18 protein-coding genes and 2 pseudogenes are annotated in these 18,491 nt (G+C 46.0%); 5 read left to right on the top strand and 15 right to left on the bottom strand.

Going from position 1 to position 18,491, the window contains the following annotated elements:
- Positions 1-124: 124 nt before the first annotated feature.
- A pseudogene (locus ICN48_RS12365) lies at positions 125-1,285 on the top strand (NAD(P)/FAD-dependent oxidoreductase); the annotation flags it as partial.
- 78 nt (positions 1,286-1,363) lie between these two features.
- Here ICN48_RS12365 and ICN48_RS12360 read toward each other — a convergent pair.
- Complete coding sequence (locus tag ICN48_RS12360) at positions 1,364-1,915, bottom strand: phasin family protein (RefSeq protein WP_216153986.1); 552 nt, start codon at positions 1,913-1,915, stop codon at positions 1,364-1,366.
- Between the two features lie 196 nt (positions 1,916-2,111).
- Here ICN48_RS12360 and ICN48_RS12355 point away from each other — a divergent pair, with 196 nt between their 5' ends.
- A complete protein-coding gene (locus tag ICN48_RS12355; RefSeq protein WP_216153985.1) occupies positions 2,112-2,999 on the top strand; it encodes a DMT family transporter in 888 nt (295 codons plus the stop codon).
- A gap of 109 nt (positions 3,000-3,108) precedes the next feature.
- Positions 3,109-4,113, top strand: coding sequence for a serine hydrolase (locus tag ICN48_RS12350; RefSeq protein WP_216153984.1), 1,005 nt, complete (start codon positions 3,109-3,111; stop codon positions 4,111-4,113).
- 13 nt (positions 4,114-4,126) lie between these two features.
- On the opposite strand, the gene ICN48_RS12345 is transcribed toward ICN48_RS12350, so the two are convergent.
- The 13 genes and pseudogenes from ICN48_RS12345 to ICN48_RS12285 form a co-directional block, all read right to left on the bottom strand.
- Entirely contained in the window at positions 4,127-4,951 is an 825-nt protein-coding gene (locus ICN48_RS12345; protein WP_216153983.1) for an IclR family transcriptional regulator, read from the bottom strand.
- Between the two features lie 83 nt (positions 4,952-5,034).
- Positions 5,035-6,069 carry a quinone-dependent dihydroorotate dehydrogenase gene (locus ICN48_RS12340; RefSeq protein ID WP_216153982.1) on the bottom strand — a complete coding sequence of 345 codons (1,035 nt, stop codon included), beginning with the start codon at positions 6,067-6,069 and terminating at the stop codon, positions 5,035-5,037.
- 9 nt (positions 6,070-6,078) lie between these two features.
- Positions 6,079-6,825, bottom strand: a complete 747-nt coding sequence (locus tag ICN48_RS12335) for an arginyltransferase (RefSeq protein ID WP_216153981.1) — start codon at positions 6,823-6,825, stop codon at positions 6,079-6,081.
- Complete coding sequence (gene aat / locus ICN48_RS12330; RefSeq protein ID WP_216153980.1) at positions 6,822-7,559, bottom strand: leucyl/phenylalanyl-tRNA--protein transferase; 738 nt, start codon at positions 7,557-7,559, stop codon at positions 6,822-6,824. The genes ICN48_RS12335 and aat overlap by 4 nt, the downstream gene beginning before the upstream one ends.
- 6 nt (positions 7,560-7,565) lie before the next feature.
- Positions 7,566-8,126: an NUDIX hydrolase gene (locus ICN48_RS12325; protein ID WP_216153979.1), complete on the bottom strand. Its 561-nt coding sequence runs from the start codon at positions 8,124-8,126 to the stop codon at positions 7,566-7,568.
- 9 nt (positions 8,127-8,135) lie between these two features.
- The gene (locus ICN48_RS12320) at positions 8,136-9,962 is read right to left on the bottom strand and encodes a bifunctional chorismate-binding protein/class IV aminotransferase (protein WP_216153978.1); all 1,827 of its coding nucleotides are present in this window, start codon (positions 9,960-9,962) and stop codon (positions 8,136-8,138) included.
- Between the two features lie 24 nt (positions 9,963-9,986).
- Positions 9,987-10,562 carry a peptidylprolyl isomerase gene (locus ICN48_RS12315; protein ID WP_216153977.1) on the bottom strand — a complete coding sequence of 192 codons (576 nt, stop codon included), beginning with the start codon at positions 10,560-10,562 and terminating at the stop codon, positions 9,987-9,989.
- Positions 10,563-10,646: 84 nt separating this feature from the next.
- Positions 10,647-11,273, bottom strand: coding sequence for a 2-hydroxychromene-2-carboxylate isomerase (locus tag ICN48_RS12310; protein ID WP_216153976.1), 627 nt, complete (start codon positions 11,271-11,273; stop codon positions 10,647-10,649).
- Between the two features lie 29 nt (positions 11,274-11,302).
- Positions 11,303-12,616: a replication-associated recombination protein A gene (locus ICN48_RS12305; protein ID WP_216153975.1), complete on the bottom strand. Its 1,314-nt coding sequence runs from the start codon at positions 12,614-12,616 to the stop codon at positions 11,303-11,305.
- A gap of 4 nt (positions 12,617-12,620) precedes the next feature.
- Complete coding sequence (locus ICN48_RS12300; RefSeq protein WP_370624226.1) at positions 12,621-13,100, bottom strand: DUF3429 domain-containing protein; 480 nt, start codon at positions 13,098-13,100, stop codon at positions 12,621-12,623.
- Between the two features lie 36 nt (positions 13,101-13,136).
- The gene (locus ICN48_RS12295; protein ID WP_216153974.1) at positions 13,137-13,991 is read right to left on the bottom strand and encodes a 3-hydroxybutyryl-CoA dehydrogenase; all 855 of its coding nucleotides are present in this window, start codon (positions 13,989-13,991) and stop codon (positions 13,137-13,139) included.
- 1 nt (position 13,992) lies between these two features.
- On the bottom strand, positions 13,993-14,700 hold the full coding sequence (locus tag ICN48_RS12290; protein WP_216153988.1) for a glutathione binding-like protein: 708 nt from the start codon (positions 14,698-14,700) through the stop codon (positions 13,993-13,995).
- Positions 14,701-14,732: 32 nt separating this feature from the next.
- Positions 14,733-15,929: pseudogene (locus ICN48_RS12285) on the bottom strand (methionine aminotransferase).
- Between the two features lie 84 nt (positions 15,930-16,013).
- Here ICN48_RS12285 and yaaA point away from each other — a divergent pair.
- Together yaaA and ICN48_RS12275 are read left to right on the top strand one after the other, a co-directional pair.
- Positions 16,014-16,790, top strand: coding sequence for a peroxide stress protein YaaA (gene yaaA, locus ICN48_RS12280; RefSeq protein ID WP_216153973.1), 777 nt, complete (start codon positions 16,014-16,016; stop codon positions 16,788-16,790).
- Complete coding sequence (locus ICN48_RS12275) at positions 16,790-18,001, top strand: DUF2863 family protein (protein WP_216153972.1); 1,212 nt, start codon at positions 16,790-16,792, stop codon at positions 17,999-18,001. Before yaaA ends, ICN48_RS12275 begins: the two co-directional genes overlap by 1 nt.
- A 114-nt stretch (positions 18,002-18,115) precedes the next feature.
- Here ICN48_RS12275 and ICN48_RS12270 read toward each other — a convergent pair whose 3' ends face one another.
- Positions 18,116-18,490: a hypothetical protein gene (locus tag ICN48_RS12270; RefSeq protein ID WP_216153971.1), complete on the bottom strand. Its 375-nt coding sequence runs from the start codon at positions 18,488-18,490 to the stop codon at positions 18,116-18,118.
- Position 18,491: the final 1 nt, after the last annotated feature.

Here is an 18,491-nt window from a genome sequence, read left to right as displayed (position 1 = left end):
GAGCAAAACTAAGTTGTGGATTGATTGCGCTGGTCATTACTGATCTCGATTGGAGTTGATCAGTAAATAACGTTTGATGGGATGCTTAGGTTGTCATGAGGGGTGAATAAATCTGTGTTTCCCTAAATTAACTGGCGGTCTTGCTGGTATGGCCAAGGCTCGTAAAGTAAAAGTAGTGCGTGGCCTAGGTAAGTTCTTAGATGCAAACCATGTCGAGGTAGAGCTAACCGACGGCACTGGCCAGGATCTCACTGGCAAAAAAGAAGTGGTGCGCTTTCAGAAGGCCATCATTGCCGCTGGTAGTCAGCCAGTGAAATTACCTTTCTTGCCAGAAGATCCGCGCATTGTGGATAGCACCGGCGCCTTATTACTCAAGAGTATTCCGAAGCGCATGCTCGTCATTGGTGGCGGCATCATTGGCTTAGAGATGGCTACTGTTTACAGTACGCTAGGTTCACGTATTGATATCGCAGAGATGATGGATGGTCTCATGGCCGGTGCTGACCGTGATTTAGAAAAAGTCTGGGAGAAGTTTAATGCCGGACGTTTTGAAAAAATCATGCTCAAGACCCGTGCCACTAAAGCAGAGGTAAAGCCTGACGGAATTCAAGTTTCTTTCGAAGGTGAGAACGCACCAGCAGAACCGCAAACCTATGACTTGGTATTGGTTGCAGTTGGACGCACTCCGAATGGCAAGAAAATTGATGCTGACAAAGCGGGTGTTCAGGTGGATGAACGCGGCTTTATTCCTGTTGATAAACAAATGCGTACCAACGTTCCGAATATTTTTGCGATTGGTGACTTAGTTGGTCAGCCAATGTTGGCGCATAAGGCAGTCCATGAGGGTCACGTTGCTGCCGAAGTTGCTGCAGGTCAGAAATCCTACTTTGATGCGAAGCAAATTCCATCAGTGGCTTATACCGATCCTGAAGTAGCTTGGGCTGGCTTGACAGAGGAGCAATGTAAAGCTCAAGGCATTGCTTATGAGAAGGGTTTATTCCCATGGGCAGCTAGTGGCCGCGCAATCGCTAATGGACGTGATGAAGGTTTCACAAAACTCATTTTTGATGCAACTACCCACCGCATTATTGGTGGCGGCATTGTGGGCACGCATGCTGGTGATTTAATTGGCGAAGTGTGTTTGGCAATCGAGATGGGTGCTGATGCAGTAGATATCGGTAAAACCATTCATCCGCATCCAACGCTAGGTGAGTCAGTTGGATTGGCTGCTGAAGCAGCGCATGGTCATTGCACTGATTTGCCGCCAGTGAAAAAGAAATCCTAAGCCTTATTAATTTCTTCAGTAGTAAAAAAGCCCCGAGAGATCGGGGCTTTTACTTTGCAGAGCTCTCTGCAAATCTTATTACTTCTTTTTTGCTTTGCTAGCTGTGCCAGCTGTCTTCATTACGGTTTCAGTAGCGCTGTTAATGTTGGTTTCTGTAACTTCAACCGCATGCTTTACTGCCTTTTGGCTGGTTTCAAATACATTGTTCGCAGAAGCAATTGCTTGCTTCATGACTTGCACAGCAGCATCAGATCCAGCCGGTGCATTCTTTGTCCACTCTTCGACTAAAGAGTTCATTTTCTTTTGACCTGCTTGAAATTCTTTTTCAGCTGACTCTGTGAAACTATTTTGTGTTTCATGAGCCAATTCGTATAAATGACGGCTATAGGCCATAATTTTTTCGGCCATTGGCTGCACCGCTTCCGCCTGATGGGCGAGTAATTGTTGAATGTCTTTTACTTCCAAGGCTTTCTTGGCGTTATTCATGCTATCGCTCAAGCTCTGCTTGGCTATTTGCATATTGAGCTCAACTAATTTTTCAATGCTTTGCAAAGCTTGATTAGTTAATCCGCTCAGGGTCTCTAAGTTTGCTTTTTGAGCTGCGGCAATTTGTTCTGGAGTTAAGTTCATATCTATCTGCTTCCGTTTGACTGGTTTGTATTCTGACTTAAAGCATTTGCTTAATGTACTCTCTTTGCACCATTGTATTGCGTATATATTGCGTTGCAGCATAATTTCCGCAGAACTCATCTGCAAAGTCTATTCATGAAAAGAGCCTAAAATTAGGGTCTCAGAAAAAAATCTCAATATTTTCAGTAAGTTACCCATGAAGCTTTCGCTCGATAATGCTATTGCACCGATATTTGTCCTCATCTGGAGTACCGGCTTTGTAATTGCACGTCTAGCCATGCCTTACGTAGAGCCAGCTACATTCTTATTTTGGCGTTTTGCAGGTGTTCTAGCAGCGATGGCAGCCCTTAGTCTAGTCTGGAGAATTACCTGGCCCAGCTGGTCTCAAATCAAGCATATCGCCGTTGCTGGCATCTTGCTGCAATTTGGTTATTTGCTGGGAGTTTGGTTTGCTGTCAGATTGGGAATGACTGCAGGATTGGTGGCCATTATCGTTGGACTTCAGCCGATCGTCACCGCATGGTTTGCGGCTTGGATTTCTGAAAAGGTCACACCGCGTCAGTGGATAGGCCTAGGTTTTGGATTTGCAGGCGTTGCTTTGGTGGTGGCAGAGAAGATTGGTTTTGTACACATCCCTCTAGTTAGCTACGTATTGGCATTTATTGCACTCTTATCCATTACGTTTGGTACGCTGTATCAAAAGAAATTCTGCCCTGTATTTGATCTGCGTGCTGGATCTTCTATTCAGTTTGGTGTGTCGGCAGTACTTTGCTTTATCTGCATGTATTTTTTTGAGTCAGGAGAGATGGTTTGGAATCTCCCGGTCACCGGCGCTTTGCTTTGGGCAATCTTTCCCTTATCAATTGGATCCATTAGCTTGCTATTCATGATGATTCGAAAAGGGGCTGCAACTAAAGTCACGAGCTTTCTCTACTTAGTGCCACCGACAACGGCTGCAATGGCTTGGATATTGTTTGATGAGCCATTCACATTACTAATGGCAGTAGGCTTGTGTTTGACGATGACTGGCGTGGTGCTCGTAAATGCCCGTCAGACCAATACGGTAGCGACGATTGCCGAGTAGGGTGCTTATTTAGTGGAATGAATTACCTAGGTTGGGGCGAATAAAACTGCCTTCCCTCAGGAAATTAATTATCATTCCGTATGTTGAAAGTTTTGGAAGGTATTTTGGGATGCGTTTGAATCGATTTTGGCCCCTAGTCATTGCATTACTCTTTTCGTTTGGAGTATTGTTTAACGCACCTGTTCAGGCCGCAACAAAAGATAAGCAGAAGCAAGCAAAGTCGACAAAAGTGGTGACTAAGTCACCCAAAAGAGCCAAGACTGTCCGCGTCACTGTTACTAGATCATCTGCACCTGTAGTTGCAGGACCTCCATCATTGGCTACTGCATTAGGTTTGCGTGGTCAGCGCGATGAGCTCAATCTTAAATCCACTGTAGTGATGGTGGTCAATCAAGATACGAAGGAAGTCTATTACGAGAAGAATCCTTCCGTCAGTTTGCCAATCGCCTCTATCACCAAACTCATGACTGCTATGGTGACGCTCGATGCAAAATTGCCAATGGATGACGTCATTGTCATTAATGCTGAAGACGCGCATATTTATCGGCATTCTCGTTTGGCTGAAGGCACTTCACTTACTCGAGAAGATGCGCTGCATTTAGCTTTGATGTCCTCTGAGAACCGCGCTGCATATACCTTGGCCAGAAACTATCCCGGCGGCCTACCCGCATTTGTTGCTGCTATGAATCGTAAGGCAAAAGATCTCGGCATGGAGCACTCTCATTTTGAGGATACTACTGGACTGACTAGTGAGAATGTTGCTTCGGCAGAAGATCTCACGCGCATGCTAAATGCCGCCTATCAGTACAAGACTATTCGTGAGTTCTCAACTTGGCCAGATTTAACTATGGTGATCGCAAATCGCCCGCAAAAGTTTTTGAACACAAATCGTTTGGTGCGCTCTGGGGATATGGATATTGGACTGCAGAAGACGGGCTTTATTAACGCCGCAGGTAGATGTTTGGTAATGCAAGCAAGAGTAAACAACACACCATTGTTATTGGTGTTCTTGGATTCTGTTGGGACCCAATCACGTTTTGCAGACGCAGTACGGGTGCGCGATTGGTATGAGCGCATGCCATCTGGCACGCAACCCATTCGTCGCTTGATGTAACTGGTTAATCTAATTAAGTTGCTGAGCCTGGCTCAGCAGACTTGGGTTTAAAGCCCATTCCTTTAGATATCTGCAGGGCAGTTTCTTGTAAGGCGCGTAGCCAATCTGCCTGAATGCGATCGGTTGGGGCACTCAGAGATAAGCCGGCAACCAGTTTTCCGGTGTCATCCAAAATGGCAGCAGCTAAGCAGCTCACGCCCAACTCTAATTCTTCATCATCACGCGCGCTACCGACTTTACGAACGTGATTGAGCTCAGTTTCTAGCTTGCCCAGCTCGGTAATGCTATTGCGTGTGTGGCCTGACAAACCGGTACGTGTGACATACGCGCGTACTTGCCCTGGATCATCGCTCGCTAAAAAGAGTTTGCCAACGGAAGTGAGGTGTAGAGGGGCGCGACCACCAATGGCGCGTACAACCTGCATTCCTGAGCGCTCGCTATAGGCACGATCAACGTAGACGATTTCATCACCTTGGCGTACAGATAGATTCACGGTTTCACCGGTGAGTTTATGAAGGGTGCGCATTGGTAGTTGAGCAGCCTCACGAACGGATAGGCGTGCTTTAACGAGGTTACCTAGTTCTAATAGCTTGAGGCCAAGCCGATATGTGCCGCCATCACCACGCTCAACCAATCGGCAGGCAACCATGTCATTCAAAATACGATGGGCAGTGGAGGGGTGAAGACCAGTAAGCTCAGCCAGATTCTTCAGGCTACTAGAGTCTTCTTGATCGGCAAGTGCGTCCAGCAAGTTCATCATGCGCTCCACCACCTGGATTGCAGTTTTGCCAACTTCGCCAGTGGATCTAGGAGTTTTGACAGTTTTGCTGGTGTTCATAGCCCATATTGTAGCGATTTCAGATGAAATTGCATAATATGAAATCCTATTTTAGGGGGGCTATCCCAGCAATAAGGATATGCCTAGGCTTGTCTTAAGGCCTTGGCGCACTCATTTACAAGATCTGGACCGCGATAGATTAGTCCGCTATAGAGTTGAACTAGGCTGGCACCAGCCATGATTTTCTCCCGAGCATCGGCGCCCGATAAGATACCGCCAACGCCAATGATGGGTAGCGCATTGCCTAATCTGGCTTTTAAAGCCTTGATGACTACGTTAGATGCATGGCGCACTGGTGCGCCTGATAGGCCACCAGCTTCAGTAGCAAATTGCATGCCCTGCACTGCATCGCGCGAGATGGTTGTGTTGGTGGCAATCACCGCATCAATTCCAAACTCCATCAGAAGATCGGCAATCAAGTTGATGTCGCCATGATCCAGGTCAGGTGCAATCTTCAGAAAGAGTGGCTTGCGGACGCCATAGCGATCGCTCAGACGCTTTCTAGCTTCATCCAGACTTCCTAATAATTCTCGGAGCATTTCTTCGCCTTGTAAGGCGCGTAGATTTTGAGTGTTTGGAGAAGAGATGTTGACGGTGATGTAGGTGGCAATGTCGTAGACCGCTTCCATTGCTAAGACATAGTCACGAGATGCTTCTTCAATTGGTGTGCTGGCATTTTTACCAATATTCATACCAAGTACACCACCGTTCTGCCAGAACTTCGAGCGACGAACTCTGGCAACGCAGGCATCAACGCCATCATTATTAAAGCCCATGCGATTAATAATGGCCTGAGCTTCGGTTAAGCGAAACATGCGTGGCTTGGGATTGCCGGGTTGTGCTCTAGGCGTTACAGTGCCAATTTCTAAGAACCCAAAACCCAGTGCGGCGAGTGCATCAATGTGTTTGCCATCTTTATCTAACCCTGCAGCCAGTCCCACTGGATTCGGAAATTCAATGCCGCAAAGTATTTGTGGATCGTTAATCGGTTTTGCAACCAGGCGCTCTAATAAACCCCAGCGCTGTAAGCGATCCATATTGCCCAGAGTAAGGTTATGTGCTTTTTCTGGGTCTATACAAAAAAGCCAAGGGCGCAGAAGGGAGTAGCGATCGATCATGGGTAGATATTATGACTCAGACAGCGGCTGCCAATGGTCATCAATCAAGCCCTCCATCGGCTGAAATTTGACCTTATACGACATCTTGTCACTTTCCTTGATGTAGTAACCAAGATAAAGGTAAGGCAAGCCTAGTACACGAGCTTGTTCAAGCTGCCACAGAATGCTGTAGCTGCCATAACTCGCTGATGGGATTGAAGTGTCGTAAAAGGTATAAACCGAGGAAATGCCTTGCTCCAATATATCGATCATGCTCACCATACGCAATCGACCAGGATGGGAGTCGTGTGGACCATCTCGAAACTCGACAATGCGTGAATTCACTCGACTTTGCAATAAAAACTGCATGTATTGATCTTGATCATCACTATCCATATCGCCGCCTTCGTGACGCTCAGATTGGTAGCGTTGGTAGAGTTCGTAGTGCTCCTCTTGATAACCTAGATTGAGAACCGAAGTCTCTAGGCCTGCATGTTTTTTCTGGGCGCGGCGTTGACTGCGAGAGGGTTCGAACTCATTTACTAAAAGACGCGTAGAGATACAAGCCTTGCATTCATCACAGTAAGGTCGATAGGTGTACAAACCACTGCGTCGAAACCCTGCATTGAGTAAATCGTTGTAGACATCCGCATGAATCAGATGGGAAGGCGTAGCTACTTGTGAGCGAGCCGTCCTATTGGGAAGATAGCTACAGGCATATGGTGCGGTTGCATAGAACTGTAGTGTAGTGAGGGGGAGTTCTTTAAGCTGGGTCATAGCCAGTGATGCAAGATAGTTTTATTAAAAGTCCAAGATTGGTTAATCTTAGTTTGATTTATGGATATTTGCAGCTCCTCCAAAAAGACCTTTCTAGGCATTGGGGCGGCCCCCAATGAGAGTAGGTGGGCTGTCTCTTGCTGGCAGTCAATCATCTGAATATCATTGCTAAGGCACCAGGCGCTGAGGACAGCTAAGGCAATCTTCGAGGCGTTGGTCTTATGGCTAAACATAGATTCTCCAAACACCATTCCCCCAAATGATACGCAATATAGGCCACCAGTTAGTTGACCATCTTCAACAACAGCAATGCTATGGGCATTTCCTTGTTCATGCAGTGCGGTGTAGGCATCAATAATTTCATGGGTAATCCATGTGCCATCTTGATCTTTGCGCGAGCTAGTCGCGCATGAGCGAATGACTGCGCCAAAATCATCGTCTACCACTATCTGCGATTGAGCGTTTTGACAAAAAGAGCGAATAATTTTCCGCAAAGAGTCACTGCATTTAAATTCCCCAGGCTTCAATACCATTCTAGGGTCTGGAGACCACCATAGGATAGGTTGATTATCCGAGTACCAAGGAAAAATACCTTGTTGATAGGCGCGAGCCAGTTGCCCAGGATAGATTTGTTCACTGACGGCAATTAATCCAGGAACACTGGGGTCAGGATCTGCTTCTGTGAGGGGATTTGGAAAAGGATCGTGAGGTCCTAACCAAGTAATCTGACCCATGTCGACTCAAATTCGTTCAGATGGCAAAACATCGCGACTGCGCACATGAAATTCTTGCCCTGAATCTAAAAGACCGGCAGCGCGATCAGCAAAGAACCATTCAAGTGTTTGCTTAATAGTGGGAAAGGCCAATTCATTCCAAGGAATGTCATGCTCATCAAAGAGTGCCACTTCTAGGCTCTCTTCGCCAGCAGAAAACTCCAGCGTTGGCATCGTGGCTAAATAAAACAGATGTACTTGTTCTGCATGAGGAACATTCAGCAATGAATAGAGCGGCCCAATCTCCACAACGGCGCCTGCTTCTTCAAGAGTCTCGCGTGCGGCACCTTGACTAGTACTTTCACCCAATTCCATAAATCCAGCAGGCAAGGTCCAAAAGCCATGACGTGGCTCAATCGCTCGGCGACACAAAAGAATCTGTTTGCCGTACACCGGAATACTGCCTACTACATTACGAGGATTTTGATAATGAATACTGCCGCAGGCTTCGCATACATGACGTTCACGAGAATCATCCGCTGGAATTTTGATCGTTAATATAGAGGCGCAGTTGGGGCAATACTTCATGCTGACTTTCTAAAAGCGGGCTTTAATGGCGCCACGTAGGGCATTACTAAGAATAATCTCTTCTGCCATTGAAACATCTTTAATAGTCAGGTTGGCTTCACGGGCATTCATAGAGGGGTCGGCAAGTAATGCTGCGCGCATCACCCCGGGCAAAAGACCTGCTGAAACAGGAGGCGTGAGCCATTCAGGGCTGCCTGCATATTTGATAAAAATGCTAGTCCTTCCACCTTCAGTAACAAGACCTTGTTCATTCACAAATAGGGCGTCAAATCCACCTAACTTTACAGATTCTTGCCAAGCTTGATCATAAAGAGTGCGGTTGGTAATTTTATGACGCAATAAAGCATCCCCAGAAAACATCGTTACATTTCCAGGAAGAATATCTTTCGCCCAGAAAACTTTGACAGGTTCTTGTATTTGGTCAATAACAGCGCTGGCAACAGAAAGCTCGCCATTAGGGGCGAGATCAAGTCTTAGTCGATATGACAGGCTTTTATCAAGTGATGCACAAGCATTAATAATTAAATTCTTTGCACTCTCTAAATTGAAAGCGATTCTCAGAGAGTGAGCGGAGGTTTGCATTCTATGCAGATGCTCCCCAAGTCGCATTGCCTCACCCTTAGAGATTGCAATGGTTTCAAACAAGCCTGTAGTGCTCGGCAGATCCATGAGGAAAGCAGATTTAATATGGCACTCCTGCCACTCCAGATCGGTATCGGAGTCATTCGTAATGCCAGCACCAATTCCTAGCGTGAAATGAGATGCGTGAGACTCTTCATCCTGATGAATTTCTACTGTTCGAATCGGCACACTAAAGGCAAAATTACCATTGGGATCAAGCCAACCCAAGGCGCCACAGTAATAGCCACGGTCCTCAGGCTCTAATTCTTGAATAATTTCCATGCTGCGTTTTTTGGGCGCACCTGTAACAGATCCACATGGAAACACTGCTTTGAAAATATCGAATAAAGAAGTTTCAGGTTTGATCTGACCCTGCACAGTGGAAGTCATTTGCAATACATCGCCATGTCTTGCCACTTCAAATAAATTGGGCACAGTGACTGTGCCTGGCAAAGAAATGCGACTCAGATCGTTGCGTAAAAGATCCACAATCATGACATTCTCTGCTTGATTCTTGGGGTCATCGGATAGGGAGCTCGCTGCCGAAGATAAAGCGCTAGCAGTACCTTTCATGGGCATGGCTTTTAAAGTGTCGCCATCACGCGCAATAAATAACTCAGGCGATTGCGATAAAAGATAGCTTCCACCATGCGCTATAAAAGCGCCAAATCGACCGGGTTGGCGATCTCTTAAGCGACTATATAAAGCAAGTGGAGAGCCGTAGATTTTGCCTGTTATCCGATAGGTGTGATTGATCTGGTAGGTATCACCATTGCGAATGTATTCCTGAATTGCGGCAATATCGCTGGAAAATTGCTCCTCATTCAGGGATTCCTGAATATCCATCACCCCAGCATCTCTCTGGGATTGATCAGGGAAAGCCAGTTTTTGGCTAATGCAGAGGTCTACATCTTGCTTTGATAATTTCTTAAAGTCTGCAAAGGACCAGGCCTCAATCAGTGGATGCAGGCTATCCGATCGATTGATTCTCTGAGACAGTTTATGAATTTGCCTGCCCAATTCATAAGCGAAAGCAGAAACGACAAACTCACCCCTAGCCAGGGCGGCTGATATTTCTTCTAAGCAAGTTTGGGTTGCAGCTAGATCTTGAGTGTTATCGCCAGTAGGAAGCACGCGCCAATAATGGAGCGCATGTTCATAGAGGCGACTAGTGGGCGAGGCCGCGGTGCTTTGCGCATCATCGAGCAAAATCATCGCGGCTGACCTAATAAGTTCTAGTTACTTCAGAATTGTTGCAGATTCAATAGTGACGGTCTTGCTTGGAACATCAGCCATTCTACCCATGCGCGGAGCAGGTGCAACCATGGTTGGTACTTTGCGAATAGCATCAATAGTCTGTGTTCCAGATATCACTTTGCCAAACACGGTATATCCATTGCCCATAGCATTAGGGTAGTCCAGCGCGGCATTGTCTTTCACATTGATGAAGAACTGTGAAGTAGCTGAATCGGGGTCGGATGTACGAGCCATCGCAATCGTATAAACATTGTTCTTAAGGCCATTCTGCGCTTCAGAAACTACTGGAGCATCTGTTGGTTTCTGATTTAAGTCGGCAGTAAAGCCGCCACCCTGAATCATGAAGCCATCAATGACACGATGAAAGATGGTGCCGTTATAAAAACCACTCTTTACGTAATTCAAAAAGTTAGCCGTTGTCTTAGGTGCTTTTACATCATCGAGTTCCACTACGAAATTACCCATCGTGGTTTTGAATTCCACCTTTGGTCCTGCAAATGCTGCATGACTAGCAAAACAAGAAACAGCAACTACAAGGGCAACAAATAGCTTACGCATAAGAACTCCTTAAACAAGATAAAAATAGGTGACACTTGATTGTATTGCGCAATAATGCGGGAAAGGTAAACCGTTTCAGGGTAATCAAATTAGCCCATTAGGAACATTGCCGGCATAGGTATAAGAAGCCTCCTCAAACATGCTGGGCCGAGATAAATAGTCTAGAACCCAGTCAATGGTATCGACGCCCCAAAAGCAGTGTTGGTTGACTATTAAGGCGGGCACCCCAAAAGCACCATCAACTTTGGCTTGATTGGTATTGGCAATCAGCTTAGCTTTTACTTCTGGACTGTCAGGTTTAGGCGTATCCACCGGCAAACCTAAGTAAGTACAAAATTCTGGCCAAGATAGATTGGGATCCTTGCCTTCCACCCAAACATAATCAAAGGCGCGCTCAACCATAGGCCAATCGGCATTCTTTTCTATTAAAAGTCGCTGAGCAGCAACGGTCATAAATGGATGGTGCTCAGGAAAGCGAAAAGGAATTCCCAATTTCTCTGCTTGCCAAATGCAAAACTGATAGGTGTGCGGACGTTTAGCGACTACTTCTCCAGGCCCTTTATTCTCAGTAGCCCTAAGAAGTCCACCTAATAAAATAGGGACGGGCGTGATATCCAGTTTGCCTTCAAGGCGATGTCTTTGCTTAATGTAAAGATAGGCAAAAGGTGAGACGATGTCGTAATAAAAAGTGGCCGCTGTCTTTATGCTCATATTGCCTTACTTGTTATTGCTCAATTGATTTATTTCTTCTTGTGCTCTTCATCGAGCTTTTTCAAGAAAGCCAATTTTTCTTTGATCTGCGACTCAAGTCCACGCTCAACCGGTTCATACCAATGGGGTTCTTGCATGCCTTCTGGTAGATAGGATTCTCCAGCAGCATAGCCATGAGGCTCATCATGGGCATAGCGATATGCTTTGCCATGACCGAGCTCTTTCATCAACTTTGTAGGTGCATTGCGCAGGTGATTGGGTACAGCCTTAGATTGATCGTTCGCTACATAGGCGCGGGCTGCATTAAAAGCGTTGTAGCTGGCATTGCTCTTGGAGGCGACAGCAAGATAAACCACTGCTTGTCCAAGGGCGAGCTCACCCTCAGGGGAGCCCAGTCTCTCATAGGTCTGCGCAGCATCGTTAGCTAATTGCATTGCTCTTGGATCTGCCAGTCCAATATCTTCCCAAGCCATACGAATAATGCGCCTGGCTAGGTAGCGGGGATCGGCGCCACCATCGAGCATACGACAAAACCAATACAAGGATGCATCGGGATTCGATCCTCGCACAGATTTGTGTAAAGCAGAGATTTGATCATAGAAGTGATCGCCGCCTTTACCAAATCGCCGTGCTTGAGCACTCAGTGCATTTTCAATAAATTGCTGATCAACTAATTTAACTTCAGCATTTGGCGTGAGAACTGCATTACGAACTTGCTCTACGAGGTTGAGAAGGCGCCGAGCATCGCCATCAGCATTTGAGATGAGCGTATCGATGGCAGCAGATTCAAACTGCACATCGGGCATTGTATGTTGATGTGCACGTTCAAAGAGTAATTTCAACTCCACGGGAGTAAGTGACTTTAAGACATAAACCTGAGCGCGAGACAAAAGAGCAGAGTTCACTTCAAACGACGGGTTCTCAGTAGTGGCTCCAATAAAAGTAAATAAGCCAGACTCTACATGGGGCAGCAGGGCATCTTGTTGGCTTTTATTAAAGCGATGAATCTCATCTACGAACAGGATGGTTTGTTTGCCATACTGATCCATGTTTCGCTGAGCTTGCTCAATGGCTTCACGAATTTCCTTTACGCCAGCAAGAACTGCGGAGATCGCAATGAACTCTCGATCAAATGCTTTAGCTGAAAGACGTGCGAGCGTAGTTTTGCCCACACCTGGAGGCCCCCACAAAATCATGGAGTGAGGCTTGCCAGAGGCAAATGCTAGATTGAGCGGTTTACCGCTAGCTAATAGATGGGCTTGTCCAATAACTTCTTCAATCGTTTTAGGGCGCAATGCTTCCGCTAAGGGTGGAGGCGGAGCGCTATCAAAAAGACTGGTCATTGCATCATGCTTGAATAAAGAGAATCACTAGGGATGCCCAAGTAAGGCATGCAGCAGCAACATAGGTTAAGCGATTGCGCATCGTCATGAATGCAGTACGTGCTGCTTCATCAGAAAAATAATATTGATAGGTGTTCTGATCAATATTGCGTTGAATAATCAAAGTTGAGGCCAGAATTAGTAGGCCTACCGGTATGTAAATATGCAGCGCTAGCCATGCAACCAAGGCCGGAATAACGCCCCAGATCCAGGCATTACGGTCTTCCCAGCGGTCACCAGCGGGCGCTTTACCTAATAGATGTAAATTGGCGCCCCAGTGCAAAGCACCCATAAAGGAAGTAATCACAGCGCCATATCCCGCTAAAGATTCAGCACTTAAGTAATTCAATGGAGTTGGAGCTAGCTGCACCATTAAGGCTAAGCCAATAAATGGAATGAGACCGGCATAGCCAAGTTTGCGAACTAGGGATGGGATTGGGTTCACGATTGAGATGTTTAAGTTAATGAAGTATGAGTGAAATTATTTATCGTAGGTATAAACGCCACGGCCTGTTTTGCGTCCGAGATATCCGGCAGCAACCATTTCGCGAAGTAGTGGGCAAGGGCGGTATTTAGAGTCGCTGAAGTTTTCAAAATAGACTTCCATGACTGCTAAACAAGTATCGAGTCCAATCAGATCTGCCAATGCAAGTGGGCCAATGGGTTGATTGCAACCCAACTTCATTCCAGCATCAATATCTTCTGGGCTAGCGAGCCCTTCTGATAAAACAAAGAACGCCTCGTTAATCATTGGCAACAAAATACGATTGACTACAAAGCCTGGAGAGTTTTTGACAGTGATGGGCTCTTTACCAACGCGCTTGGCCATATCAATAATGGCCGCGTGTGTAGCATCACTAGTTTGCAAACCGCGTATCACTTCCACCAAAGCCATCATGGGTGGCGGGTTAAAGAAGTGCATACCTATAAAGCGTGCAGGGTTAGAGTCGAGTGCTGCGAGTTTGGTAATGGACAGTGAGGAGGTATTGGTGGCAATGATGGTGTCTTTGCTCACAATCTCATCTACTTGCTTGAGAATTTGTTCTTTAATTGCTTGATTTTCAGTGGCAGCTTCAATAACTAAACCCAGCCCTTTAAAGTCAGCATAAGAAGTACTCCCTTTAATGCGCTTTAGTGCAGCTTCTTTTGCTGCAACGGTAAGAGTTTCTTTCTTGACAAGACGATCAAGGCTTTTGCTGATTTGCTCAAGACCGCGTTCTACTGCTGCCTCATTAATGTCAACCATGACCACATCCAGCCCCGCAACAGCACACACTTGTGCAATTCCATTGCCCATGGTGCCCGCACCAATGACGCCTACTGATTGAATACTCATCTTATTTCCTCTTTTGATATTGGGTGGAACCAAATAATTGCTCTCTTGCTTTGTCATCGTGCAAGGGTTTTCGTAATGCTGTTAACACTTCGCAACCACGCTTGACTGCTGGTCGCGCACCAATCTTTTCAAACCACTTTTTAAAATGTGGGTAGTCGTTTATATCAATTCCTTGATTCTTCCAATTACGTGTCCATGGATAAATCGCAATATCAGCAATAGAGTAGGATTTACCGGCAATATAGGGATTATCTTTCAGTTGACCATCCAATACCCCATAAATACGCTTGGCCTCATTGGTGTAACGATTGATAGCGTACTCAATTTTCTCGGGTGCGTAGAGGCGGAAGTGATGGTTTTGTCCAAGCATGGGGCCCAGGCCACCCATTTGGAACATTAGCCACTGCAACACCTCATACTTACCACGCGTGTCTTGCGGTAAAAACTTCCCAGTTTTGCCTGCGAGGTAGAGCAGAATGGCGCCAGATTCAAAGATATTGATGGGATTGCCGTCTGGGCCATTGGGATCAACGATGGCAGGGATCTTGTTATTGGGGCTGATTTTTAAAAACTCAGGCGCAAATTGATCTCCAACACCAATATCAATTGGGTGGGCGATCCAGTCACGACCTAGGCGATAGCCACATTCTTCGAGCATGATGTGTACCTTATGGCCATTTGGTGTTGGCCAGCTGTAAACATCAATCACGCTATTGGGTTTTGGGTTTGCCATATATTCCTCTATAAAGTTTGTAAGCGCTGTAGCGCATTTGTAAGCGTCTGCTCTTGCTTTGCAAAACAAAAGCGAATGACGCCAGAATCGGTCGCTTGGTGATAAAAAGCAGAGACTGGAATGGCTGCTACTCCAACTTCAGTAGTAAGCCATTTACAAAAATCAGCCTCATTGAATTTTGCTTGAGGGATGCCCAGCGCGGAGTAATCGGCGCATTGAAAATAACTACCTAAAGTAGGGAGCAATTTGAACTTAGTTTGGCTTAAGCCTGCCCTAAAAAAATCTCGCTTCGCCTGATAAAAGGCTGGTAGATTTAAATAATGTTGCGCATCTAAAAGATAGCTAGCTAAGCCGTATTGCATTGGTGTATTGACGGCAAATACGTTGAACTGATGCACCTTACGAAACTCTTTGCTTAAAGACGGAGGTGCGGCTACATAGCCAACTTTCCAGCCGGTAACGTGAAAGGTTTTACCAAAGCTAGAAACCAGAAAGCTCCTAGCTGCTAGCTCCGGATGGGATGCAACGCTGTGATGCATGGCATCGTCATAGACCATATGTTCATAGACTTCATCACTCAGAATTAATGCCGAAGTATTACGAACGAGCGCTGCCAAACGATCTAGGTCTGATGTATCTCAAATCATGCCAGTTGGATTATGAGGCGTGTTAATTAAAACAAGACGCGTTTTGGAATTGATTGCGTTTGCCAATAAGTCCCAAGGAATTTCATAGGCAGCAACTTGTCCTGATTCATCGCGTACCACTTGTAATGAAATCGCAATCGTTTTGCCTCCAGCCAAATCAATTGCAGGGCGGTAGCAGTCAAAAGCAGGTTCGATAATGATCACTTCATCGCCAGGGCTAACGCAAGACAGTATGGCAGTAAAAATAGCTTGTGTACCACCAGCGGTAATCGTAATTTCAGTATCAGGATCGTAGTGATGGCCATATAAGGTTTCGATTTTCTGGCTAATACCATCACGAAGCTCTGCAACGCCAGCCATTGGAGAGTATTGGTTGCAATCTGCCAGCATCGCAGCGTTTACCTTTGCAATCAGTTTTCGGTCACACGGAAAGTCTGGAAAACCTTGCCCGAGATTGATGGCTTGATGCTCTGCAGCAAGGGCGGACATTGTCGTAAAGATCGTAGTTCCCACCTGCGGTAGGCGGCTTGGAAAAGAGGGCGTCTCTAATGGGTTCATGGAGGCAGGGGTAGGGATTGGTCATTTACAGCGGATATATCCGGTAGTCGCTAGAATGGTAAAAATACATTAACAAATTGTGCCATGCTGATCGTTCTCTCACCTGCTAAATCTCTGGATTACAAGACCACCGTAAAGGTCAAGGCACCAACCTTACCTGAGTTTGTCTCAGAGTCGGCCAAGCTCATTGCAGATCTCAAGAAATTGGCACCCCAGGATGTTGCCAAATTGATGGGTCTATCTGATCAGTTAGCTATTTTGAATGTCGGTCGTTATCAGGACTGGTCCAAGAAATTCACCGCAGAGAACAGTAAGCCGGCAATCTATGCTTTTGATGGCGATGTCTATGATGGTTTTGATGTCAAAACCTTAAACGCCAAAGCCGTGACGTTTGCGCAAGACCATATCCGTATTTTGTCGGGTCTTTATGGCGCACTTAAGCCATTAGACTTGATGCAACCCTACCGTTTGGAAATGGGTATAGCCTTTAAGAATCCCCGGGGTAAGGATCTCTATGCTTTTTGGGGTAGCCGCGTAACGGATTCTATTAAGAGGGATCTAGAGAAGCAAAAGAAGCCCGTACTCTTAAACTTGGCTTCGGAAGAGTATTTCAAGGTACTCCAGCCCAAAGAGCTGAACTGCCAAGTGATCTCCCCAGTGTTTCAGGATGCCAAGGACGGCAAGTACAAGATCATTTCTTTTTATGCCAAGCGTGCGCGTGGTTTAATGGCGCGCTTCGTAGTCGAAAATCGCATCACTGACCCAGCGGATTTAAAAGGCTTTAATTTAGATGGTTATAAATACTATGCTGCAGAATCTACAGTAGACAAGCCGGTATTTAGAAGGGCAGAAAGAAAATAATGGCCGTACATCGCACCAAATCATCGCAACGCAATTCTCCTGAAGTCGAGAAGCTAGTAGCTGATGCTATTTCTTTGGCAGCATCTGGAAGTCAAGTTGAGGATCGCTTTTGGGAAGAGCGTCTGAATGTGCGCTTAATGCGCTTACTCAAAAGTCAAAATCAAAATATTATTGATGCTGCTTTAGATCAGACCTTTCGCATTAATACAGTGGCTTTTGAAGTGCTTGCCGATATCGCTGAAACATTAGCTGAGTCATTGCGGGTTGAGCATGATGGGCAGGAGTGGGATGTGCTGTTACTCGCCATGCCTATCGTTGCCCACACGCGTTATCAAATTCCATCAGGACCATTGCCAGTCAATATTATTGAGTCAACCGCCCAGGCTTTACATAGTGCTATCGCCTCAACGGATACACGTATAGCCATTGTTCCTTGGCTTTACAGTATTGATCAAATGCCTCATTCGCATTGTCAAACGCGCATCCTGACTGAGACCCTAGCGACTGCCGCAATCTCTGGAAAAGAAGTCAAACTCGAACTGCGTGATATGTCTGAAACCATTGCCGTATTAGCAGACCCTCGTTTCATTATTGCCGCCTTAAGTGCGCCGAGTGGTTCGCCAATATTCCGCTGGCAAGCAGAGCCACCGGCGCGTCAAGAACGTGGCGTTAGTTTGATTGGTTGGCAAAATGCCATGCAAGATCCGATTGCATCCTTATTACCTGGTTGCGAATTTGAATTACTCTTACCCGAGGCATATTTCACAAACTGCCGCTTAGCGGATAAGCATGTGCGACCTTTGAGTATTCGTGCAGCAGCCAACTTCCTAGAGAGTGCCTTAGGAATATTGCCTGCCGGCTTGTCTTGTGTGGTTGGCGCATTTGGTGAGGAGCAAGCGGATGAATATCGCATTTCTTTCAGTGCAAAGGGTTCCTCTGAGGTGATGTATGGGGTCATTTGGCCCTTATATGATCGAGAAAGTGTGGCAAGCGATGCTTTGAATGATTTATCGGATGACGAAAGTCCGATTAAGAAGATTTGTGATGCCTTGCATGACGCGGGAGTGGAGGATGTATTTCGTCATGCCATGCTCTTTGACCCCGAACTCTGCGATGACTGTGGTGCCCCGTTGTTTCCGGATCGTTCTGGTGATGCTGTGCATGCTGAAATGCCAGACGACGCACCATCACAACAACCCTTGTTTCACTAGATAAAAAATAACAAGCAATAACTTAAGCAATAACTTAAGCAATAACTTAAGCAATAACTAAAGCAATAAAAAAGCCGAGAAATTCTCGGCTTTTTAGTTGATGCATGTCAGAACTTAATTCTGCACAAAAGGTTCCGTGCCGGCAAACAAATGTGGCAACTTGCCTGACTTCATTTCTGCTGTTTGGCAGAAATCAGCAAGACGAACACCTGCTTTAATGTTGAATAGCATTGCCTTATTACCCAACACCACAAGGTCGAAACCAGAGTTCATATTCTTGTAACGCAAGCTTCCTGGTAGGGAAGTTTGGCGCTCTAAATCATATGATTTTGATTCCCAAATTAAGCGAACCTTATCATTGATACCAGAAGTTTTGAATTGCTTGCCCTCTTGGCATGTCCATGTAAATGCTTCTTCATCAGCGCTCACGTTTGTGGCGCCCAAAAGGCTTGCTAGCACAATGCTAATGGCGAGAAGGTTTTTTTTCATC

The organism is Polynucleobacter sp. JS-Safj-400b-B2 (assembly GCF_018881975.1).
GTDB lineage: Bacteria > Pseudomonadota > Gammaproteobacteria > Burkholderiales > Burkholderiaceae > Polynucleobacter.
Note: the sequence above shows the minus strand (reverse complement) of the source record. Positions and strands in the feature narration are given on the sequence as shown.